Annotated in this window: 21 protein-coding genes and 1 tRNA gene; 16 read left to right on the top strand and 6 right to left on the bottom strand. The window is 70.4% G+C overall.

Annotated features, from left to right (window positions below):
• Positions 1-169 precede the first annotated feature (169 nt).
• The 8 genes from HCN51_RS11435 (at position 170) to HCN51_RS11400 (ending at position 5,327) form a co-directional block, all read left to right on the top strand.
• Positions 170-541 carry a hydrogenase maturation nickel metallochaperone HypA gene (locus tag HCN51_RS11435; RefSeq protein ID WP_168009456.1) on the top strand — a complete coding sequence of 124 codons (372 nt, stop codon included), beginning with the start codon at positions 170-172 and terminating at the stop codon, positions 539-541.
• An 88-nt stretch (positions 542-629) separates the two neighbouring features.
• A complete protein-coding gene (locus HCN51_RS11430) occupies positions 630-980 on the top strand; it encodes an RRQRL motif-containing zinc-binding protein (RefSeq protein WP_168009454.1) in 351 nt (116 codons plus the stop codon).
• Positions 977-1,234 (top strand): hypothetical protein, encoded by a 258-nt coding sequence (locus HCN51_RS11425; RefSeq protein ID WP_168009452.1) that lies wholly within the window; start codon positions 977-979, stop codon positions 1,232-1,234. Before HCN51_RS11430 ends, HCN51_RS11425 begins: the two co-directional genes overlap by 4 nt.
• A complete protein-coding gene (locus HCN51_RS58070; protein ID WP_206066848.1) occupies positions 1,231-1,707 on the top strand; it encodes a GIY-YIG nuclease family protein in 477 nt (158 codons plus the stop codon). Before HCN51_RS11425 ends, HCN51_RS58070 begins: the two co-directional genes overlap by 4 nt.
• A gap of 13 nt (positions 1,708-1,720) precedes the next feature.
• Entirely contained in the window at positions 1,721-2,272 is a 552-nt protein-coding gene (locus tag HCN51_RS11415; protein WP_168009450.1) for a DUF2637 domain-containing protein, read from the top strand.
• A gap of 3 nt (positions 2,273-2,275) precedes the next feature.
• Positions 2,276-3,901, top strand: coding sequence for a replication initiator (locus tag HCN51_RS11410; RefSeq protein ID WP_168009448.1), 1,626 nt, complete (start codon positions 2,276-2,278; stop codon positions 3,899-3,901).
• Positions 3,871-4,149, top strand: a complete 279-nt coding sequence (locus tag HCN51_RS11405) for a helix-turn-helix domain-containing protein (RefSeq protein WP_240972708.1) — start codon at positions 3,871-3,873, stop codon at positions 4,147-4,149. The genes HCN51_RS11410 and HCN51_RS11405 overlap by 31 nt, the downstream gene beginning before the upstream one ends.
• Positions 4,146-5,327 (top strand): tyrosine-type recombinase/integrase, encoded by a 1,182-nt coding sequence (locus HCN51_RS11400; RefSeq protein WP_168009446.1) that lies wholly within the window; start codon positions 4,146-4,148, stop codon positions 5,325-5,327. The genes HCN51_RS11405 and HCN51_RS11400 overlap by 4 nt, the downstream gene beginning before the upstream one ends.
• 91 nt (positions 5,328-5,418) lie before the next feature.
• Here HCN51_RS11400 and HCN51_RS11395 read toward each other — a convergent pair.
• Positions 5,419-5,490, bottom strand: a tRNA-Asn gene (locus tag HCN51_RS11395).
• 128 nt (positions 5,491-5,618) lie between these two features.
• On the opposite strand from HCN51_RS11395, the gene HCN51_RS11390 reads away from it, so the two are divergent.
• Positions 5,619-5,936, top strand: a complete 318-nt coding sequence (locus HCN51_RS11390) for a YtxH domain-containing protein (RefSeq protein ID WP_168009444.1) — start codon at positions 5,619-5,621, stop codon at positions 5,934-5,936.
• Positions 5,937-6,031: 95 nt separating this feature from the next.
• On the opposite strand, the gene HCN51_RS11385 is transcribed toward HCN51_RS11390, so the two are convergent.
• From HCN51_RS11385 to HCN51_RS11375, 3 genes are read right to left on the bottom strand one after another with little or no spacing between them, the layout of a single operon-like run.
• Entirely contained in the window at positions 6,032-6,505 is a 474-nt protein-coding gene (locus tag HCN51_RS11385) for a hypothetical protein (RefSeq protein WP_168009442.1), read from the bottom strand.
• The gene (locus HCN51_RS11380) at positions 6,502-7,776 is read right to left on the bottom strand and encodes an amylo-alpha-1,6-glucosidase (RefSeq protein WP_168009440.1); all 1,275 of its coding nucleotides are present in this window, start codon (positions 7,774-7,776) and stop codon (positions 6,502-6,504) included. Before HCN51_RS11380 ends, HCN51_RS11385 begins: the two co-directional genes overlap by 4 nt.
• 32 nt (positions 7,777-7,808) lie before the next feature.
• Positions 7,809-7,967 carry a hypothetical protein gene (locus HCN51_RS11375; protein WP_168009438.1) on the bottom strand — a complete coding sequence of 53 codons (159 nt, stop codon included), beginning with the start codon at positions 7,965-7,967 and terminating at the stop codon, positions 7,809-7,811.
• A 177-nt stretch (positions 7,968-8,144) separates the two neighbouring features.
• Here HCN51_RS11375 and HCN51_RS11370 point away from each other — a divergent pair, with 177 nt between their 5' ends.
• From HCN51_RS11370 to HCN51_RS11340, 7 genes are all read left to right on the top strand, one after another.
• Positions 8,145-9,314, top strand: coding sequence for a coiled-coil domain-containing protein (locus HCN51_RS11370; RefSeq protein ID WP_168009436.1), 1,170 nt, complete (start codon positions 8,145-8,147; stop codon positions 9,312-9,314).
• Positions 9,315-9,514: 200 nt separating this feature from the next.
• A complete protein-coding gene (locus tag HCN51_RS11365; protein WP_346433609.1) occupies positions 9,515-11,482 on the top strand; it encodes a serine/threonine-protein kinase in 1,968 nt (655 codons plus the stop codon).
• On the top strand, positions 11,473-12,321 hold the full coding sequence (locus tag HCN51_RS11360; protein WP_168009432.1) for a protein phosphatase 2C domain-containing protein: 849 nt from the start codon (positions 11,473-11,475) through the stop codon (positions 12,319-12,321). Before HCN51_RS11365 ends, HCN51_RS11360 begins: the two co-directional genes overlap by 10 nt.
• Positions 12,314-13,600 carry a vWA domain-containing protein gene (locus HCN51_RS11355; protein WP_168009430.1) on the top strand — a complete coding sequence of 429 codons (1,287 nt, stop codon included), beginning with the start codon at positions 12,314-12,316 and terminating at the stop codon, positions 13,598-13,600. Before HCN51_RS11360 ends, HCN51_RS11355 begins: the two co-directional genes overlap by 8 nt.
• The gene (locus HCN51_RS11350; RefSeq protein WP_168009428.1) at positions 13,600-14,232 is read left to right on the top strand and encodes an FHA domain-containing protein; all 633 of its coding nucleotides are present in this window, start codon (positions 13,600-13,602) and stop codon (positions 14,230-14,232) included. Before HCN51_RS11355 ends, HCN51_RS11350 begins: the two co-directional genes overlap by 1 nt.
• A gap of 2 nt (positions 14,233-14,234) precedes the next feature.
• The gene (locus tag HCN51_RS11345; RefSeq protein WP_168009602.1) at positions 14,235-15,614 is read left to right on the top strand and encodes a hypothetical protein; all 1,380 of its coding nucleotides are present in this window, start codon (positions 14,235-14,237) and stop codon (positions 15,612-15,614) included.
• Positions 15,611-16,417: a transporter substrate-binding domain-containing protein gene (locus HCN51_RS11340; protein WP_168009426.1), complete on the top strand. Its 807-nt coding sequence runs from the start codon at positions 15,611-15,613 to the stop codon at positions 16,415-16,417. The genes HCN51_RS11345 and HCN51_RS11340 overlap by 4 nt, the downstream gene beginning before the upstream one ends.
• Before the next feature lie 104 nt (positions 16,418-16,521).
• Here HCN51_RS11340 and rpoD read toward each other — a convergent pair whose 3' ends face one another.
• Complete coding sequence (gene rpoD / locus HCN51_RS11335) at positions 16,522-17,625, bottom strand: RNA polymerase sigma factor RpoD (protein ID WP_241563834.1); 1,104 nt, start codon at positions 17,623-17,625, stop codon at positions 16,522-16,524.
• Positions 17,626-18,159: 534 nt separating this feature from the next.
• Positions 18,160-20,004 (bottom strand): DNA primase, encoded by a 1,845-nt coding sequence (gene dnaG / locus HCN51_RS11330; RefSeq protein WP_168009424.1) that lies wholly within the window; start codon positions 20,002-20,004, stop codon positions 18,160-18,162.
• Positions 20,005-20,180 lie beyond the last annotated feature (176 nt).

Genomic DNA, 20,180 nt, shown 5'->3' with positions numbered 1-20,180 from the left:
ACCAGCCACCCCACAACCCGGAGGTCCGCGCCGTGTGCTGCCCCGAGTGCGGCAACACGGACTTCATCGAAACGTTCATCTCCACCGACCAGGGCTTTGAGAACGCCCTGCAATGCGACCACTGCGGAGAGGTCGTTTCCGTCTCTCACAACCTCCACCGGAGGCCACGATGATCCGCAAGGCATATCACGCCAACGGCAGCCCCGACCTGCGCAACTGGACAGTCCAATGCGACAACAGCTGCCCCAACACTGTCCCCATCCTCAACGCGACACCGTCCGGCTGGGTCATCGGCAGACGTGAGAACGGCCGGTGCTACTGCCCCGCGTGCGCCTACCTGTTCGCCGCGCGCTTGATCTCCTGGGCTCTGGTTTGCCCGGTCTGCGGCTCCCCGCAACTCACCATCGGCACCGACAGCAACGGCACCGCCGAATTCGCTCTGTGCGACGGAGAATGCCGCACCACCTACCTGGCCGACGACGGCTGGCACTGCGCCTGCTGCGGTGACCTGATCATCCCGCCGCCCGACGGCACCAACTGAACAGACGCGAGGGCCGGACCTCTCGCCAAAGATCTCCGGCCCCCGCTTTCAGCTCACTCCTGCGACCAAGCAAAGGAGCAGAACTGTCATGCACTCTATGCCCGCGTCGGCTGCCCGAATACCGCAGCTCGAACAGCTCAACGCCACTCCTGGCACCCGGGTTGTCTTCTACGACCCCACCGGCAGCCAGCACGGCCTGCCCACCTACCCGTGGAAGTGGGCCCCCAAGCACCTGAAGACCCGACGCCAGCTCACCGCCCTCGGCCTGCGCCCCGGCGGACAAGCCCCCGTCGCCCAGATCTTGTGGCGCAAGGGTGGCCGCGTCGCCTATCTCTACGACGTCACCCGCGCGCTGCCCAAGCGCAAGCCCACCGGCAAGCAGCTGGCCGCGCTCGACAAGGCCATGCGTGCACGTCGCGCCAAGCGGAGCGCATCATGAGTCGCCCGGTCGAAAATCCTGACTACGCCGCCTTCCTCAAGCGCATCATCCGCGCCTACAGCAAGCGCATCGCCGAAGGAGACATCGAAGCCCTCGCGGACTTGTCCGGCATCGTCGCCGAGCTGGACCACGCCATCGCCCAAGCCGTCCTCCAGCTACGTGCGCAGCACGGCTACTCCTGGGCCGACATCTCCCGGCCTCTCGGCATCACCCGTCAAGCCGCCCAACAACGCTGGGGCGGTGACAGCTCATGACCGTCACCGGAACCGTCTACCTGCTGCACTTCGACCGCCCGTACAAACATGCCCGCCACTACATCGGCTGGACCTCCGGAGACCTCACCCATCGACTCCGGCAGCACCGCAACGGCACCGGCGCCCGACTCCTGCAAGTCATCGCCGCCGAAGGCATCGGATTCGCCGTCGCCCGCCTCTGGGACGGCGGACGCAACCTCGAACGCTCTCTCAAGAACCGGGGCGGAGCCTCACGAGCCTGCCCTCTGTGTGGAGTCCGGCCGCGCGTCACCGGATGGGAGCCGATGATGCCGGCAGACCTTCCCATGCCGCACGCGAGCACCTTCATAGACGCCACCTGCGCCTGCAACCGCATCATCACCGTCGCCGCAAACCTGCTTACCACAGCCACGTTCACTTGCCGCGACTGCGGTCAACCCGTCGTTCCCCTCACCCAGAACGGCCAAGGAGACCACCATGCCGCAACCGTGTAGCCGCACCGAACGTATGGAAACAGCCATCCAGCTCGTCATCCTGCTCCTCGTCGGCCTCATGGCCGGAGCAGCCTCCTTCACCCACGTCCACGACTGGACCATGGCCAACAGCCCCGAAGGAACCAGCGACTGGTTCGGCTGGGCCAACGCCATCATCTCCGAACTCACCCCCACCGCCTCCGGCCTGGAAGTCCGGCGCCGCAAGCGCCATGGCCAACCCATCGCCTATCCCATGGCCGTCCTCATCGCCTCGGCCCTGCTGTCCGTCGCAGCACAGATCGCCGTCGCCAAACCACATCCCACTGGCTGGTTGATCGCCGCGATACCGGCCCTGGCCTTCCTCGCCCTCACCAAACTCGTGCTCTCACGCACCCCCACCGCTCAGGCGACATCCGAACAGGTCACCGCGCCGAAACCCACCCCGGAAATCCCACCTCAATCTGCGGAAACGTCCCCCGGCAACGAGCACCAGGACGACATGCCCACCAACCGCGACCTCCAAGAGCGCACCCCGGCCTTGCCGGTCCTGCAGCTATCCACCCCCGCCTTGGAAGGACAGCACTAACCCATGACCCTCCAGCTCGACAGCGCTTCGACGCTGGCTCTCACCCCCGGAACCGCTTCCCCGGTCCCGGGCGTGGGGGCGAGCACCGAAAGCCTCTCGCACGACCCCTTCCGGCACGAAGTCCGCCAGCACCTCCGCACGGCCCTGGAACGCGCGACGCGTCCCGACTACACCGCCTGGCTCAGCCACGTCGAATCAGCCGCAGCTTGCACGCAACCCGTCCGGCTCCACGGCAACCTGGCCACCGTTGACCTCCGTACCGGAGAAATCCTCACCGTCCGGCACACGTCCACGCTGCCGGACGGCGTCGTCTACAAAGCCTGCGGCAACCGACGCCACACCGTCTGCCCTGCCTGCGCCAGCACCTACCAACACGACGCCTACCACCTGATCCGTGCCGGACTGGCAGGAGGCAAGACCGTCCCCGACACCGTCCGCACCCACCCGGCGGTGTTCGCCACCCTCACCGCGCCCTCCTTCGGCCCTGTCCACACCCGCGACGTACGCCACTGCGCCTGCCGCGACAAAACCCACTGCACCTGTCGCCCCGCCCCCTGCCACGCTCGCCGCGACAACCCGACCTGCCCCCACGGAACCCCGCTGGCTTGCTGGCAACGGCACCCCCCGGGCGACGAACAACTCGGCCGGCCTCTCTGCCCCGACTGCTACGACTACGCCCACCACGTCGTCTGGAACCACCACTCCGGAGAACTCTGGCGACGCACCAAGCAACACGCCGAACGACAGCTCAACCAGCTCGCCCGGCGGCGCGGCCTGCCCCGCATCCGGCTCGCCCACGGCAAAGCCGCCGAATACCAAGCCCGAGGAGCCGTCCACTTCCACATCCTGCTCCGCCTGGACGGCTACGACCCCGGCATGCCTGATGCCATCCTCCCGCCCCCGCACGGCATCACCACCGACGACATCATCACCGCCGTCACCCTGGCCGCCACCACGATCACCTACACCACCCCCGCTCACCCCGACCAGCACGACGGCTGGCACATCACCTGGGGTGAACAACTCGAAGTCCGGCCCATCACCTTGTCCGCCTCCGGAGACGCGCTCGACGACCAGGCCGTAGCCGCCTACCTCGCCAAGTACTCCACCAAGGGCACCGAAGCCACCGGCCACACCTCCCGGCGGCTCACCACCGACACCATCGACCTGTACGCCAACCCCACCGGCACCCATCCTGAACGACTGATCGCCACCGCATGGAGACTCGGCCATCCTCCCGAATGGAGAGGATTACGCAGGTGGGCGCATATGCTCGGCTTCGGCGGACACTTCCTCACCAAGACCCGCCGCTACTCCATCACCTTCGGCGCCATCCGCGAAGAACGAGCCGCCTACAGACGCGCACACGCCCTCAACGACCGCCACCCAGGGACAGAGGGACACCCCGGCGCAACGCGATTCCAGCGTCAACCAGACCTTGACACCAAAACCGAGGAAACCACCCTCGTCATCGGATTCCTCACCTACGCAGGCACCGGCTGGCACACGACCGGTGACCAGCTCCTCGCCAACACGGCAGCGGCCCAAGCCCGCGAACGCACCCGAGCAGGACGCGAAGAACTCGCCCACCAACAGGCATGCAGTTCGTCCACACCGCTCGCCGCCTGACCAACCCTCAGAACGCGAACGGAGTCACCACCATGTCCACCTCTGATCAACGCCTCACCGGGACGGCGGTCGTGCCGTTGCTCTACAAGCCCGAGGAGGTCGCCGTCCAGCTTCGGATCAGCCGGACGAAGGTCTACGCCTTGCTTCGGAGCGGAGACCTTCGCTCGGTGAAGATCGACGGCTGCCGTCGTATTCCGGTCGCAGCGCTCTTCGAGTACGTCGCGCACCTCGAAGGACGGGCAGCATGAGCAAGGAGGACCTCGATTACTCGCTCTACTTCGACGCCAGCAAGAACGCCTGGGTCGCCGCCGTGTCTCTCGGTTTCGACGGAGCAGGCCGCCGCGTCCGTCGCAAGGTGTCTGCGGTGTTACCCCGCAAGTGGCAAGATCGCCCGGTCGACGATCAGCGGGCCCAAGCCGTCAAACTGCTGGCGCCCAAGGTCAAGAAGCTTCGCGAGGAAGCCGAGAAAGGCATCAAGACCAAAGCCAACTACCGGGTCAGCGACGCCGTGGACGACTTCCTCGCCCACGGGCTCAAAGGTCGTAGTCTCGGCACCATCACGCACGCCCGGTCGATGGCAGAGAACCAGATCAAACCGAAGATCGGCAACTACCGGCTCAGGGACCTCCGCGCCGAGCACGTCGATCTTTGGCTCGACGAACTGGCCGAGATCCTCGCCACCAAAACGATCGTCCAGGTGCACAACCTGCTGACTCGCGCCATCCGCATGGCCGAGAAACGCGAACTCGTGGGCCGTAACGTCTCGGCCCTGTGCGAGACCCCACACGGCCAACAGGGACGTCCTAGCACCTCTCTCACGCTCGACCAGGCCGTCATGCTGCTCCGGGCTTGCGAGGGAGAGAAGTTCGGCGCATACGTCATCACGGCGCTTCTCACCGGCATCCGGCCGGAGGAGGCACGCAAGCTCTTGTGGGAGGTTGTAGACCTCAAGGGGAAGCCGCCGTCCATCTCGGTTCTGCGCGCCGATCGGGTCGGTGGAGACACCAAGACCAAGAAGTCGCGTCGTGCGCTCGCCCTGCCGGCCATCGTGGTCGAGGAGCTCAAGCGGCATAAAGTCCGCCAGAACGCTCAACGACTGGCGGCCGGTGAGGCATGGCAGGAATACGGCCTCGTCTTCACCCGTGACGACGGGACCATGCTCGATCCCATGCGGGTCCTGCGCGGCTTACGGGTGATCACCAAGAAGGCGGGCATCGGGAACCGCTGGAAGGTACGGGAGCTCCGTCACTCCTTCGTCTCGATTCTGAGCGACGGGGACGTCTCGGTGGAACGCATCGCCGATCTCGTCGGGCACTCGACGCCCAACACGACGCAGACCGTCTACCGGCACCAGATCAGACCCGTGATCGTCCACGGCGCGGAAACCATGGATGCCGTGTTCGGGACCGACAAGCCGACTGAGTGATGGCTCTCCTACTGGCTCCCGGAACGACTCAGGCCCTCCCACCTGTTACCGGTGAGAGGGCCTGAGCTGCCAACCTCATGTTTGACTGCAGCTCCCGCGATAGGACTCGAACCTATAACCTGCCGGTTAACAGCCGGCTGCTCTGCCGTTGAGCTACGCGGGATCGAACTCGTTTGCCCACTTCGCCGGGGCTCTTCGGCCCCTTCGCTGTGCGCAGGAATAGATTAGCGCACTCCTGGAGTGCGTGTCGCATCGCGAGCGGGGTAGGCCCGGAGACAGCGGAGGTGCAAAATGCGTTATCGGATGACATTCGCTGTTGGTCTGGCTGTTGGTTACGTGCTCGGCAGCCGGGCCGGACGCGAGCGGTACGAGCAGATCAAGCGGACGGCGCAGCGCGTCGCCGACAACCCCCGGGTGCAGGAAGTGGCCGGGATCGTCGGGGCGCAGGCCTCGAAGGTGGCGGGGATGGCCAGGGCGAAGGTGGGGGGCACGCTGCAGCAGCGGATCCCGTTCCTCAACTCCGACGGGCACCAGCCCGAGACCGGCACCGGCTGGCCAGACGAGGACGTCGCGGACCAGAAGGCCCGGGAGAGCGGTATCCCCTACTGACCGGCGCACGTACGGGAGCGGCATGGACGTGACCGGCCTCACACCCCCGCACGCACGCCTGGGACCGGTCCGCTCATGCCGCTCGCGGCCGAAGTTCAGACGCCCATGCTCCGCCGCACGCCCTCCAGCGCCTGCTCGGCCTGCGCGCGTACCCCCGGGTCCGACGGGTCGAGGCCGTCGTCGAAGACGAGGGTCCAGCCGAGCACGTCGCCGCCGGGCCGGCGCCGGGCGACGAGGCGCACCCCGCCCCTGCCGGGCAGGCTGACGTGCTTGTTGACCACGATCGTGGAGTTGACGCGCTCGCGTACGGTCTCGGGCAGCATGCGCGGCTCGGAGATGCGCTCGAAGTGGCGGGCGCCCGCGGTGGTGAGCACCCGCACCCCCTCCTCGTCCCACGACGCCTTGTCGATCTCCTCGTACGGCACGCGGGTGCCGTCGGACAGGTGGAGGGCGAGGTTGGTGGCCACCACGTGGCCGTCGGCGCTCTGGGCGAAGGTCAGCACCCGCTCCCCCCGCTCGGTGTCGAGGGATTTGCGCACGTCGGCGGGCAGGCGACGGAAGATGCTCATTCCCCTACGTTATCCGCGAGCAGATCCAGGGTGAGCGCCGCGCTCCAGGAGAAGTCCCGGCATCCCCGCCCGCTCCCGTCGAAGGGGTCGAAGCACTCGCGGAACCCGGCCTGGCGGACGAGGCGCAGGGTGCCGTTGGTGAGCTGCTGGCCGAGGTGGTCGAGGGAGTGGACGGCGGCGGCGCGGCGCAGCAGCCAGTTGGTGTTGATCCAGGAGGGGCCGCGCCAGTAGCGGGTGCGGTCGAACTGGGAGGCGCGGATCTCGCAGCTGGGCACGGGATAGCCGGTGGCCCCCATGAACCTGGCCGATTCGAGCAGCTCGACGGCGGTCTGGAGCCGGTCTGCGGGCAGCCCGGGGTCGAGCAGCGGCCCGAACGAGCCGACCGTGCACACGCGGATGAGCCGCCCGGCCCGCAGGTCTCTGGCGTAGAAGCAGCCGTCCCACAGGCGGTCGAGCATGGCCTGCCTGAGGTGCTCGGCGTGCTCGGCGTGCGGTACGGGGTCCGCGCCCGCCAGGGGCGCCAGCTCGGCCATGGCCTGGCAGGAGGCGAGCCAGATCCCGTTGAACATCGGGTCCTCGATGGCGAACGGGTGCTCGTCGCGCAGGTATTCGGGGCTGTAGCCGGCGTCGCGGTAGCGCATGGCGAGCCAGACGTAGCGGTCGTGGTCGCTGTCGGGGTGCCGTTCCTCCAGGTCGACGTTGCGGTAGCCGTACCTGATGACGGGTAGCGCGTCGAGCGGGGCGTCCCAGGCGGGGCTGTCGTCCATGCCCGACTCCCAGGGGTGCACGATCGCGGCGAGCCCGGCGCCGCCGAGGTCGCGGGCGGTGGCGAGGTATTCGTGCTGGGCGGCCAGTGCCGGGTAGGCCTTCCTGACGAACGCGGCGTCGCCGGTGTGCCGGTAGAGCCACCACAGCGCCAGCGCGTGCAGCGGCGGCGCGGTGAGGCCCGAGGTGAGCACGTGCGGCGCGGCGGCGTTCTCCTGGGAGCGCCACACGGACGGCCCGGGGAAGTACGCCTCGCGCGTGTGGAAGACGATGTGCGGCACCATCCCCGTGGCCCACTGCCCCCGCAGCAGGCTGAGCAGCTCGTCGCGGGCCCGGTCCGGCCGGTGCCTGGCCAGGCCGATGACGACGAACGCGGAGTCCCAGCTCCATTGGTGAGGGTAGAGCCCTGGGGCGGGCACGGTGCCGGCGCCCGTCCAGTTGGCCTCGAGCACGGCCAGTGCCTCGCGCCCGAGCGCGGCATCGTCTACCGCGGGCCGTGCTTCCATCACCCAACTATGACTGGGGATCTGTCAGGAAGCTATGTCCTCTTCAGCCACTTCGACAGGAACATGACGCCGAGCACGGCGGCGCCGATGACGAGTGCCCATTTGAGCAGCGTGAGGGCGACGCCCACGAGGGGGCCGAGCAGCATGAGCGCGGCGATGACGGCCGCGACGATCAGAATTATCCGTCCCATGCATGAAACGCTAAGAGATCGTTAAGCGGTTTGCAGGCGAGCCGGGGTTCAATCAGGGACAAGTCAGGGGTCCCCCCGAGCCAAAGGAACTAAAGCCCGCGAACCCGCCGTTGGGCGGGTATAACGGGGGCATCGGGGGGCCTCTTCACGGGGAGCGTGATGAGCCTGGGACCACCAATGAGCAGGGAAGGCGCAGAGCATGCGCTCCGTGCCCGCGCCGACGAGCGCGACCGCATCTCGGGCGACCTGCTCGATCTCGAATCGCACACCACCTACCAGGTGATCAAGGGGGCGTCCTTACGGGGGGCGACCGAGCGCCGCTGGGCCGCCGCCCAGGAGGCGCTGGGCGCGCTGTGGTCGCTGAACGACGCCTATCGCGCGGTGCTGCGCGAGGCGGAGCAGGTCAGGGCCGAGCGTACGCGGCTGGGCGCCGACCAGCTCGCCCGGCTCACCGAGCTGCTGGGCGGGAAGTCCGTGGTGCTGCGGGCCGCGGCCAAGCCGGTCGAGCAGCGCTCCCTGCTCCCGCAGGCCGAGGAACGGCTGACGCTGGACGAGGCTGTGACGCGGATGGACACCGCCTTCCGCGAGGTCACGGCGGCGCTCACCGACATCGACGATGTGTGGGGCTCGGTGCTGCCCCGTCTCGACGCGGCCGACGCCGACCTGCGCAGGATCGGGGAGCTGGAGCGGGAGCTGGGCGAGCCCGCCGCCCAGAGCGCCGATCACGAGGCCGAGCTGCGGCGGATCCGCGCCTCGGTGGTGGAGGACCCGCTGGGCCCGTCCGTCGAGCAGGATCTCGACCGGGTGGCCCGCCTGCTGGCCGGCCGCCGCGCGGAGGTCGAGCTGGCGCTGGTGGTCAAGGGCGAGTACGCCAGGCGGCGCGAGAACCTGGTGGCCGAGCTCGACCGGGTGCGGGCGGCCGAGAGCGAGGCCAGGCTGGCGCACGGCGCGGTCGTCGTGAAGATCGCCCTGCCGCCGCAGGCGCAGCCGCGCAGCAGGGTGCAGGGGTTGGCCGACGCGCTGGACGCCCTGGACGTCTCCGCCGACTCCTGGGTGCTGCGCGCCAAGCGGCTGGCGGCCCTGGAGGACAGCGCCCGCCAGGCCGCCGAGCAGTCGCTGGCCACGGCGAAGGCCCTGTACGGGCTGGTGGGCCGGCGCGACGAGCTGCGCGGCCGGCTCGGCGCCTGCCAGGTGATGGCGGTGCGCAAGGGCCTCGCCGAGGACCCGGCGGCCGTGGAGCTGTACGAGCGGGCCCGCGTTCTGCTGTGGAGCGCGCCCTGCGACCTGACGAGGGCGGCGGCGGCCGTCGAGAACTACCAGCGCGCGATCTCCGGAGGTAAGCGATGACCCGCTGCGCGCAGCCCGGCTGCACGGGAACGATCGAGGAGGGCTACTGCGACCTGTGCGGCACGGCGGCGTCCTCGCCGCCCGTGCCGGCCGCTGTGCCGGCCGCTGTGCCGGCCTCTGTGCCGGCCTCTGTGTCGGCGCCGGCTCCCTCTGGGCCGGTGGCGACCCAGCCGGTGGGCAGCCGGCCGATGAGCGGCCCCGTGAGCAGCGGCAGGTCGCGGGCCGGCGTGCTGGCGACCGTCGCCGACCTGCCGTCCGTCCCCTACCGGGACCCGGCGACCGCCGTCATGGCGAACCCGGAGGTGCCGGAGGAGAAGCGGTTCTGCGCCAACCCGGCGTGCGCGAAGCCGGTGGGGCGCTCCCGCGACGGGCGTCCCGGGTTGACGGACGGGTTCTGCCCGCACTGCCGCACCCAGTTCTCCTTCACCCCGAAGCTGGACAAGGGCGACCTGGTGGGCGGCCAGTACCGCGTGCTGGGCTGCCTGGCGCACGGCGGGCTCGGCTGGATCTACCTGGCCTCCGACGAGAACCTCGACGGCCGCTGGGTGGTGCTGAAGGGCCTGCTCAACACCATGGACCCGGAGGCGATCGCGGCGGCGGAGGCCGAGCGCAGGTTCCTCACGGAGCTCGACCACCCCAACATCGTCAAGATCCACAACTTCCGGCGCTCGGGCGGCCACGGCTACATCGTCATGGAGTACGTGGGCGGCCAGTCGCTGCACGAGCTGCGCCGCCAGGGCCCGCTGCCGATCCGCGAGGCCCTCATGTACGGCAGGGAGATCCTGCACGCGTTCGCGTACATGCACGAGAACCAGAAGGTCTACTGCGACCTCAAGCCCGCGAACGTGATCCGGGTGGGCAAGCGGCTCAAGCTCATCGACATGGGCGCGACGCAGCCGTTCGGCTCGCCCGTGGGCTCGTCGTGGGGGACGGTCGGCTACCACGCCCCCGAGCTGGACGTGCTGCCGGCGTCGGTGAACACCGACCTCTACACCGTGGCCAGGACGATCGCGGCGCTGTCCATCCCCGGGTGGAGCCCGGCCAAGGGCGGCGTGGCCAATCCGCTGCCGGTGGACTGCGGGCACCCGTCGTTCACCCGGCTGCTGCACCGGGCGGCGGCGGCGAACCCGGCCGACCGGTTCCAGAGCGCCGAGGAGATGGAGGAGCAGCTCGTCGGCGTGCTGCGGGAGGTCAGCGCGCTGGAGGACGGCGTGCCGTACCCGGCGCTGTCGGGGCTGTTCGGGCCGGAGCGGCGGGCGGTCGGGACGGCGCTGGCGGAGTCGGACAGCGAGGTGTTCGGGCCGCTCGACCCGGTGGCGGTGGCGCGGGCGCTGCCGGTGCCGCTGGTGGACCCCGCCGACGCGGCGGCCGGCGCGCTGGCGGGGCTGCTCGGGCGCGAGGGCCGCGAGCTGATCGACCAGCTCGCCGCGATGCCCGCGACGCCCGAGACCAAGCTCATGCGGGTCAGGCTGCTGGCCGAGTCGGGCGCGGCGGGGACGCCCGCCGCGCTGGACGAGCTGGACCGGGAGCTGCCCGGCGACTGGCGGGTGACCTGGTACCGCGGGGTGCTGGCGCTGACGACCGGGCGGGCGGAGCAGGCGGCGGAGCGGTTCGACGCGTGCCTGTCGATGCTGCCCGGCGAGACGGCGCCCAAGCTGGCGTTAGCGTTCGCGCTGGAGTGCGCGGGCAAGCCTGCGGCCTCCTGGTACGACCTGGTGTGGCGGACCGACCGCTCCTACGTCAGCGCCGCGTTCGGGCTGGCCAGGTCGGGCCGGATGGGCGTGCTGGACCAGGTGCCGGCCGCGTCGGTCCACCGGGTGGCGGCGCAGGTGGCGCTGGCGGCCTCGGTGGTGCGCCGGCCCGACCTGGGCGGGCTGGGACCGGCCGAGCTGGCCGGCGCGGTCGACCGGGTGTCGAACCTGACCGACCTCGACCCGCGCCGCCGCGACCTGCTCGTGGCTGAGGTGCTGGGCGGGGCGCTGACCTGGCTGGAGAGCAATCCACCGCCCAAGGGCGTACGGCTGGGCGGGGCGCCGTTCACCGAGACGGGGCTGCGCAGGCGGCTGGAGTCCCTCTACCGCAGGCTGGCCGTGGTGGCCGACTCCCGGGCGGAGCGCCACGCGCTGATCGACCGGGCGAACGCCGTACGACCGAGGACGTGGCTGTGACGGGGAGCGCGGGCGGGTGCCCGGTGTGCGAGGCGCCGGTGCTGGCCGGAGACAGCTACTGCGAGGCGTGCGGCCACGCCCTGGGCGCGCCGGCCTGCGCCTCCTGCGGCGCGGCGGCGGTGGACGCGGAGGGGTACTGCGAGCGGTGCGGCGCCCGCCAGCCGACCGGCAGGGACCACGCCGAGATCGTGCTCGACCGGGCGGGCGCCGTGGCGGTGACGGACAGGGGGCTGCGGCGCAGCCGCAACGAAGACGCGGTGGCGCTGCTGGAGACGCCGGACGGCGCGGTCGTGACCGTGGTCTGCGACGGCGTCGGCAGCTCGCCGCGGGCCGACGAGGCGTCCGCCGTGGCCGTCGAGACCGCCTCTGCGGCGCTGGCCAGGGGGGTGCCGCACGAGGAGGCGTTCGAGCTGGCCGGGCGGGCCGTGGCCAAGCTGGCGACCTCGCTGGACGACGCGCCCGCCTGCACCTACATCGCGGCCGTGGCGGGCCGGGACGGCGGGGTCACGATCGGCTGGGCCGGCGACACGCGGGCGTACCTGCTGCCGTCGGGCACGCCGCTCACCGAGGACGACGCGGTCGAGACCGGCGAGATCACCGCGTGGCTCGGCGCCGACGCCGACGACGCGGGCCCGCACGTCCGCACGCTGCCCCCGGGCACGACGGGCCTGCTGCTGATCTGCAGCGACGGCCTGTGGCGCTACCTGGACGGCTACGACTTCCCCACGACGGGGACCCCTCTTGAGCTGGCCCGCGAGATGCTGCGCCACGCGCTGAGCAGCGGCGGCCAGGACAACGTGACGATCGCCTTGATCCCCCTAGGAGAAGCGCATGGGTGACCAGCCCGCTTTCACGCTGACCATCGACCAGAACAAGTACCTCCCTCTTGACGGCCGCGAGGTGCACGCCATCCTCACGATCGGCTCGGCCGGGGCGCCGGTCACCCAGGCCGTGCCCGCCGAGGCGGCCGAGGTGATCATCATTGACACGTCGGGCTCGATGAGCGGGAGCAAGATCCGCGAGGCCCGGCAGGCGGCGGCGACGGCCGTACGCACGCTGCGCGACGGCGTGCACTTCGCCGTGGTGGCCGGCACGGAGCGGGCCCAGGTGGTCTACCCGGGCGGCCACGCGAACCTGGTCCGGGCCAGCCCCGCGACCAGGGCGGAGGCCGAGCGGGCGATCAGCCGGCTGAGCGCGCACGGCGGCACCGCGATCGGCGAGTGGCTCAAGCTGGCCGGGCACCTGCTGACCGCGCACCCGTCGGCGATCCGGCACGCGATCCTCATGACCGACGGCCAGAACAACGAGCGGCCGGAGGTGTTCGCCTCGGTGCTGGCCGGCTGGAGCGGCAAGTTCGTCTGCGACAGCCTGGGCGTCGGCGACGACTGGGCGCCGGCCGAGCTGCGCAAGGTGGCCGAGGCGATGCTCGGCACGTTCGACTTCGTGCGCGACCAGGGGGATCTGCCGGAGTTCTTCCGCCGGCTCACGCAGACCTCGATGAGCAAGACCGTGGCCGAGCTGTCGCTGCGGGTGTGGGTGCCGCAGACGGCGCGGCTGAAGTTCGTCAAGCAGGTCTCCCCCACGCTGCTCGACCTGACCGGCAAGCGCACCGACGTCAACCCGCTGACCGGCGACTACCCGACGGGCTCGTGGGGCGCGGAGGAGCGCGAGTACCACGTCTGCGTCGAGGTGCCGCCCGGGCAGATCGGGCAGGAGATCAGGGCCGGCTGGGTGAAGCTGGTGCGGCCCGACACCCAGGAGGTCGTGGCCAGCGGCAACGTGCTGGCCCAGTGGACCGACGACCTGGCGCAGTCCACCCGCATCAACCGGAAGGTCGCCCACTACACGGGGCAGGCCGAGCTGCACGAGCTGATCCAGGACGGGCTCAGCCTGCGCGCCCAGGGCGACATCGACACCGCCACCGCGCGCCTGGCCAAGGCGCGCAAGCTCGCCGAGGAGTCGGGCCGGGAGGACACGGCCAGGCTGCTGGAGAAGGTGGTCGAGGTGGACCCGGTCACGGGCACGGCGCGGCTGCGCAGGAACGTGGACAAGGCCGACGAGATCGAGCTGGACACCGGCTCCGTGCGGACGAGCCGGCTGCGTAAGGAAGGAAGCTGATGGCGACCTGCCCGCAGGGGCACCAGTCGGGCGCCGACGACTACTGCGACGTCTGCGGCACGCAACTGGCCGCGGTCCCCCAGGCTCCCGCGCAGCCTCCGGCGCCCGCGGCGGCGCCCGCCGAGGGGTGCCCCGTCTGCCAGACGCCGCGCGCCGGGCAGTTCTGCGAGGTGTGCGGCCACGACTTCAGCGGCAGCGCTCCCGTGACCGTGGCGCCCGTGACGGGGGCGCGGTGGGAGGCCGTGACCGCCGCCGACCGCACGTACTACGAGAAGGTGATCGCCGAGGGCGGTCCCGACGCGGCCGCGATGGCGTTCCCTCCGTACTGCCCCGAGCGCTCGTTTCCGCTGGTCGGCGAGCAGGTACGCATCGGGCGGCGCAGCCGTGCCAGGAACCTGCAGCCGGAGATCGACCTGTCCGGCCCGCCCGAGGACCCGGGCGTCTCGCACCTGCACGCCGTGCTGCTGGCCCAGCCGGACGGCACGTGGATGCTGGTGGATCCGGGCTCGTCGAACGGCACGCAGGTCAACGGCAAGACGCTCAAGCTGAACGTGCCGGTCAGGGTCGGCCCCGGCGACCGGATCCACCTGGGCGCCTGGACCGTCATCACGATCAGGGAGGGCACGCCGTGACCATGGTGCGGCCCGCGCCGGGCAACGCCCCGGTGCCGGTCACGGCGGCGCCGGCGCCGGTCCGGCGCAGCGTGCCCGGCAGGATCCGGGTCATCTCCGGCATCACCGCCGCCTCGCTCGCCCTGCTCTTCGCCGCGCTCGCGGCCGGCACCATCAGCGCCCGCGAGGGTCTGCGGGTCATCGGCCGCGACGCGGGCCCGCAGGTGGTCGCGACCGCCGGGCTCTACCTGGCGCTGAGCGACATGGACGCGCAGGTGGCGAACGTGCTCGTGATGGGCGACGCCTATCCCGAGCAGCGCCGCGACGCGCTGGCCAGGTACGAGCGGCAGCGGGCCGAGGCCAACAGGACGCTGCTGCAGGCGTTCGAGCTGTCGGGCGACAACCCGGCCGAGCGCAACACCGTGCAGTCGGTGCTCGACGGGCTCGGCCGCTACGAGCAGCTGGCCGGGCGGGCGCTGCTGCTGAACGAGCAGGCCGCGCACCCGCCGGGCCCGCCCCCGGACAACGTGGTGCGCACCTACCGCGAGGCCACCGACCTGATGCGCGTCGTGCTGCTGCCGCAGGCCTACAACCTGACGCTGGAGAGCGGCACGATCGTGCGCGCCACCTACGACTCCCAGGGCGTCCTGGCGCCGCTGGCCCGCGCCGCGGTCGTGCTGGCCGGGCTGGTGGCGCTGGCCTGCCTGGTGTGGCTGCAGGTGTTCCTCGCGCGGCGCTTCCGCCGCGTGTTCGGGCCCGCGCTGCTGGTCGCGACCGTGACGACGGCGGCGGCGCTGCTCTTCGGGACGAGCGCGCTCGGGCGGGACGAGGCGCACCTGCGCACGGCCAAGGTGGCCGGGTTCGACTCGGTGCTGACGCTGGCCAAGGCGCGCGCGATCAGCAACAGCATGCAGGGCGACCAGAGCCGCTACCTGCTGGACAAGGAGCGGGCCGACACCTACCAGCACACGTTCCTCGACCGGTCGCTGTCGGTCATGTACACGGAGGCCGGGAGCCTGCCCGAGTACCACACGGCGGTGGCCGGCCACACGACCGGCTACCTCGGCCTGCTCGGGCCCGAGCTGGTCGGCAGGCAGGGCGAAGTGGTGGCCCGCGAGTACCGGCGCTTCCAGGCGGCCGACAGGGCCTTCCGTGACCTCGTCACGAGCGGCAGCACCAACGAGGCGGTCGCCGAGCGGCTGGGGCCGGTCAAGACGGCGTTCGACGCCTACGACCGGGCGCTGACGGAGCTGGCGGGCACGCACCAGAAGGTGTTCGAGCGCTCGATCCGCGGCGGTGAGAGCGCCCTGGACAACCTGTGGCGGCTGCTGCCGTTCGCCATCGGCGCGATCGGCGTGCTGATGGTCGCCGGCGTGTGGCCACGACTGAGGGAGTACCGGTGAAGCGGGTGCTGGCGGCGTTGCTGGTCCTGGCCTCCACGGCGGTCGCGGGCTGCGGGCTCAACCGCCCCGAGTCGATCGTGGACAAGGACGAGCTGGTCATCGGGGTGCGGTCCGACCTGCCGTCGGTCGGGTTCCGCAAGCCGGACGGCACGTACGAGGGGTTCGACGTCGACGTGGCCCGCTATCTGGCGGCGCGGCTGGGCAAGAGCGTCTCCTTCCTCGGCGTGCTGGCGGCCGACCGGGAGAAGGTGCTCATGGACGGGCGGGCCGACATGGTGGTGGCCACGTTCACGATCGACCAGGAGCGCAAGCGCCGGGTGCTGTTCGCGGGGCCGTACCACATCTCCTACCAGGACATCCTGATCCGGCCCGACGAGAAGATCGCTAACGTGCGCGATCTGGAGGGCCGCCGGATCTGCGAGGTGCAGGGCTCGAACGCGGCCCAGCGGGTCGTGGCCGAGCGGGGGGTGAAGGCGCAGCTCGTGCCGTTCCCCGACTACAACCGCTGCCTGACCGCGCTGAAGGACAAGCAGGTGGACGCGGTCACCACCAACGACGTGATCCTGGCCGGGCTGGCCGCCCGCGACGGGTCGGGGCTGCGGCTGGCCAACGCGCTGTTCAACGAGCAGCGCACGGGCGTCGGCCTGGCCAAGGGCGACGTGCCGGGCTGCGAGGCGGTGAATCGGGCGATCACGGCGATGTACCAGGACGGGACGGCGCAGAAGCTGCTGCGCAAGTGGTTCGGGGCTGCGTGGCTGAAGCGCGGCATCGTGGCGGTGCCGCAGTTCGAGGGCTGTTCGTGACAGGGCCCCTCATGACAGACCGCTCATGCCAGGGCCGCTCGTGACAGACCGCTCATGACAGCTCGAAGGGGACGGCCCGCGCGGGCCGTCCCCTTGGGCGCAGGTCAGTCCAGGTAGTCCCGCAACATCTGCGCGCGCGTCGGGTGGCGGAGCTTGGCCAGCGTCTTCGACTCGATCTGGCGAATGCGCTCGCGCGTCACGCCGAACTCTCTGCCCACCTCCTCCAGCGTGCGCGGGTGCCCGTCGGCCAGGCCGAAGCGGAGCTGGATGATGCGCTGCTCGCGGTCGGACAGCGTGGCGAGGATGTCGTCGAGCTGGTCCTGCAGCATGATGAAGGCGGCGGCCTCCATGGGCACGACAGCGTCGGCGTCCTCGATGAAGTCTCCGAGGTCGGAGTCCTCCTCACCGATCGGCGACTGCAGCGAGACGGGCTCCTGGGCGATGCGCTGGATCTCCACCACGCGATCGACAGGGAGGTCCATCTCCTTGGCGATCTCCTCGGGGATCGGCTCGCGGCCGAGGTCCTGGTGGAGCTGGCGCTGCACCCTGACGAGCTTGTTGATCGTCTCCACCATGTGAACCGGGATGCGGATCGTCCGCGCCTGGTCGGCGATCGCCCGGGTGATCGCCTGCCTGATCCACCAGGTCGCGTAGGTGGAGAACTTGTAACCCTTCGTGTAGTCGAACTTCTCGACCGCCCGGATGAGCCCGAGGTTGCCCTCCTGGATCAGGTCCAGGAACAGCATGCCGCGGCCCACGTACCGCTTGGCGATCGACACCACGAGCCTGAGGTTGGCTTCGATCAGCCGCTGTTTGGCCCGGGTGCCCTGCCAGACGAGCTCCCTGAACTCCGGGAAGGCCAGACGCGAGACACCGTTGGCCAGCTTGTCCTCCGCGAACAGGCCGGCCTCGATCGACTTGGCGAGCTCCACCTCCTCCTCAGCGGTCAGCAAAGGCACACGGCCGATCTCCCGCAGATAAATACGGACCAGATCGCTGGTCGGCGCCCGCTTGCCTACGTCTTCCTCATCGGCGCGGGTGGATTCCTCGTCGCCCTGGGGCTCGAGGACCTCCACGCCGTTCTCGGCGAGCATGCGCACGACGCGCTCCAGCGCGTCGGACGGCAACTCGGATCGGTCAAGCGCGGCTGCGACGTCATCGACGGTTACGCTCCCGCGCTCCCTTCCCTTCGCGACGAGGTCCGCCACCTGATCTACGGATGGCGGTCCACTTGGCAGCACCGATGCACCCACGGGAGACAGTCTGCAGTATTGGTTCCGTCAAATGGCAGACCCATTTTTGTCACCGAAGGTAAGACGATCGTCTTTGCCGAATTGAGATCGCCAAAAGGTTTAGCCCGAGTTTGATCAGGATAGTAAAGCCAATTACGCGATCTGCATTCACGCGTCCGGCGGCGCCGATGGGCCGGACGCAACTTTCCCGCTGCCCGGAAGCCGTTGTCCGCCCTCTTTGTCACATCGTGGACCGCGCCAAATTCCCTGGTCAACCACTCGGGTATGCCGCTTGTGATCGCTGCAGAACTGTTACCGACCGAGAGTGATCGTCGGCCTTGCCAGGCCCGCGGGCGCGGGCGAGCCGCACCGCCCGCGACCTTTCGATCTTGCCTGCGCACGCCGGTGGCCGCGCCTCTGGAGCCCGCCCGCCGCTCACCCACGGTCACGGCGGGCCGCCCCGGCTTTATCCAGGACTTATGCGGACATCATTTGCCGAAATTTCCGGATTCAACTACCGCCCGCGACCCGGTTACGCAGCACCCGGCGCTGCTGCTCCAGCGCCACCAGCTCCCCGAACAGCTTGTTGTACTCCTGCTGCTGCTCCACCGGATTGAGCCGCTGGATGCGCGACTTGACCTGCGCGATCGCCCGGTCGAGCGGCATCGCCTCGGCGGCGGTCAGGATGTCGCCGGCGTAGCGCTCCTCGGCGTGCGCGTCGACCTGGATGGGCTCCACCGCGAAGCGGGTCACCAGCGCCCGCGCGCCCTCCTCGTGGGCGTGCTGCACCAGCAGGTCGACCCACTCGCGGCCGCCCGCCCCCGCCTGCGCGACCCCTCCCGCGGCCACGATGACCCGGTGCAGCAGCACGTGGTCGGGCGCGGTGAACGCCTGCGGGTCGAGCGCGTCGAAACGCGGCCCGAGCAGGGCGGGGCGCTGCACGGCCAGCTTGAGCAGCTCGCGCTCCACCCGGACGCTCGGATCGACCGGCGCCGCCTTGGGCGCGCGCTGCTGGCGGCCCTGCTGGGCGCCGGCCACCTCGGCGATGCGCTGCATGACGAACCGCTCGTCCATGAAGCCGAGCCACCGGTCGAGGTCGATGGCGTAACGCTTGCGCAGGCCGACGTCCTTGATGCCGGCCACGATCGGCGCCGCCGCGTCGAGCGCGGCGATCTTGCCTTCGTTGCTGCGCAGGTCGTAGCGGGAGATCGTGCTCCTGATCGCGAACTGGAACAGCGGCTCGCGGCTGGCGATCAGGTCGCGCACGGCGGCGTCGCCCTGCTTGATGCGCAGGTCGCACGGGTCGAGCCCGTCGCTCTGCACCGCGACGTAGGTCTGCGTGACGAACTTCTGCTCGTCGGCAAACGCCCGCAGCGCCGCCTTCTGCCCGGCCGCGTCGCCGTCGAAGGTGAAGATCACCTCGCCCCGGAACTCGGCCTGGTCGAGCAGGAAGCGCCGCAGGATCTTGATGTGCTCCTCGCCGAACGAGGTGCCGCACGTGGCCACGGCGGTGGGCACGCCGGCGAGATGGCAGGCCATCACGTCGGTGTATCCCTCGACGATCACGGCCTGCGCGCGCTTGGAGATCTCGCGTTTGGCGAGATCGATCCCGTAGAGCACCTGGCTCTTCTTGTAAAGCGGCGTGTCAGGGGTATTCAGGTATTTCGGCCCGTCATCGGAATCGAGCAGCTTCCGTGCGCCGAAACCGATCACATCGCCCGTCGCATCCCGGATCGGCCAGATCAGCCGCCCACGGAACCGGTCGATCGGCCCCCGCCGGCCCTCCTTGGCCAGCCCGCCCTTCACCAGCTCGTCGGCCGTGAACCCGCGCCCCATCAGGTGGCGGCTCAGCGCCTCCCACTCGTTGGGCGCGTAGCCCACCCCGAACGTCTCGGCGTCGGCCCGCTCGAACCCGCGCTCCGACAGGAACCGCCGCCCCGGCGCCGCGTCGGGCCCCATGAGCTTGTCGGCGTAGAACTCCGCCGCCGCCCGGTGCGCCTCGATCAGCCGGGCCCGCTCGCCGTGGTCGCGCCGCGGCACGTAGCCGCCCTGCTCGTACTGCAGCTGGATGCCGGCCCGCTGCGCCAGCCGCTCGACCGCCTCGCTGAACGACAGGTGCTCGATCTTCTCGACGAACGTGATCACGTCGCCGCCCTCGGAGCAGCCGAAGCAGAAGTACATGCCGCGCTCGGGCGTGACGTTGAACGACGGCGTCTTCTCGTCGTGGAAGGGGCACAAGCCCTTGAGGTTGCCGCCTCCGGCGTTGCGCAACTGGATGTGCTCGCCGATCACGTCGGCGATGGGGGAGCGCTCGCGTACGAGGGCGATGTCGACATCACGGATCCGGCCAGCCACGCCGGGAAGTCTATTCCGCCCCACCGACGGTTCCGCCCCGCGCGGGGTGTCCTGGAGCGGCGGGGCGGGGAGGTAGGCGAGAGTTACCTCCCGGCTGCTAAAGGGGGAAACCGGTGATGCGGGGTCCCCGGGTCGGCTACAAAGGTAAAGGTTGTCGGTGGAAACGGTGACACGGG

It is taken from the genome of Nonomuraea composti, from assembly GCF_012034275.1.
Classification (GTDB): Bacteria; Actinomycetota; Actinomycetes; order Streptosporangiales; family Streptosporangiaceae; genus Nonomuraea; species Nonomuraea composti.
The sequence above is the reverse complement of the archived record's forward strand: the minus strand, read 5'-3'. Positions and strand labels throughout refer to the sequence as shown.

Coding starts and splice junctions, on each gene's coding strand:
- HCN51_RS11435 (WP_168009456.1), top strand. CDS start 170: ATGATCCGCAAGGCATATCACGCCAACGGCAGCCCCGACCTGCGCAAC.
- HCN51_RS11430 (WP_168009454.1), top strand. CDS start 630: ATGCACTCTATGCCCGCGTCGGCTGCCCGAATACCGCAGCTCGAACAG.
- HCN51_RS11425 (WP_168009452.1), top strand. CDS start 977: ATGAGTCGCCCGGTCGAAAATCCTGACTACGCCGCCTTCCTCAAGCGC.
- HCN51_RS58070 (WP_206066848.1), top strand. CDS start 1,231: ATGACCGTCACCGGAACCGTCTACCTGCTGCACTTCGACCGCCCGTAC.
- HCN51_RS11415 (WP_168009450.1), top strand. CDS start 1,721: ATGGAAACAGCCATCCAGCTCGTCATCCTGCTCCTCGTCGGCCTCATG.
- HCN51_RS11410 (WP_168009448.1), top strand. CDS start 2,276: ATGACCCTCCAGCTCGACAGCGCTTCGACGCTGGCTCTCACCCCCGGA.
- HCN51_RS11405 (WP_240972708.1), top strand. CDS start 3,871: ATGCAGTTCGTCCACACCGCTCGCCGCCTGACCAACCCTCAGAACGCG.
- HCN51_RS11400 (WP_168009446.1), top strand. CDS start 4,146: ATGAGCAAGGAGGACCTCGATTACTCGCTCTACTTCGACGCCAGCAAG.
- HCN51_RS11390 (WP_168009444.1), top strand. CDS start 5,619: ATGCGTTATCGGATGACATTCGCTGTTGGTCTGGCTGTTGGTTACGTG.
- HCN51_RS11385 (WP_168009442.1), bottom strand. CDS start 6,505: ATGAGCATCTTCCGTCGCCTGCCCGCCGACGTGCGCAAATCCCTCGAC.
- HCN51_RS11380 (WP_168009440.1), bottom strand. CDS start 7,776: ATGGAAGCACGGCCCGCGGTAGACGATGCCGCGCTCGGGCGCGAGGCA.
- HCN51_RS11375 (WP_168009438.1), bottom strand. CDS start 7,967: ATGGGACGGATAATTCTGATCGTCGCGGCCGTCATCGCCGCGCTCATG.
- HCN51_RS11370 (WP_168009436.1), top strand. CDS start 8,145: ATGAGCAGGGAAGGCGCAGAGCATGCGCTCCGTGCCCGCGCCGACGAG.
- HCN51_RS11355 (WP_168009430.1), top strand. CDS start 12,314: ATGGGTGACCAGCCCGCTTTCACGCTGACCATCGACCAGAACAAGTAC.
- HCN51_RS11350 (WP_168009428.1), top strand. CDS start 13,600: ATGGCGACCTGCCCGCAGGGGCACCAGTCGGGCGCCGACGACTACTGC.
- HCN51_RS11345 (WP_168009602.1), top strand. CDS start 14,235: ATGGTGCGGCCCGCGCCGGGCAACGCCCCGGTGCCGGTCACGGCGGCG.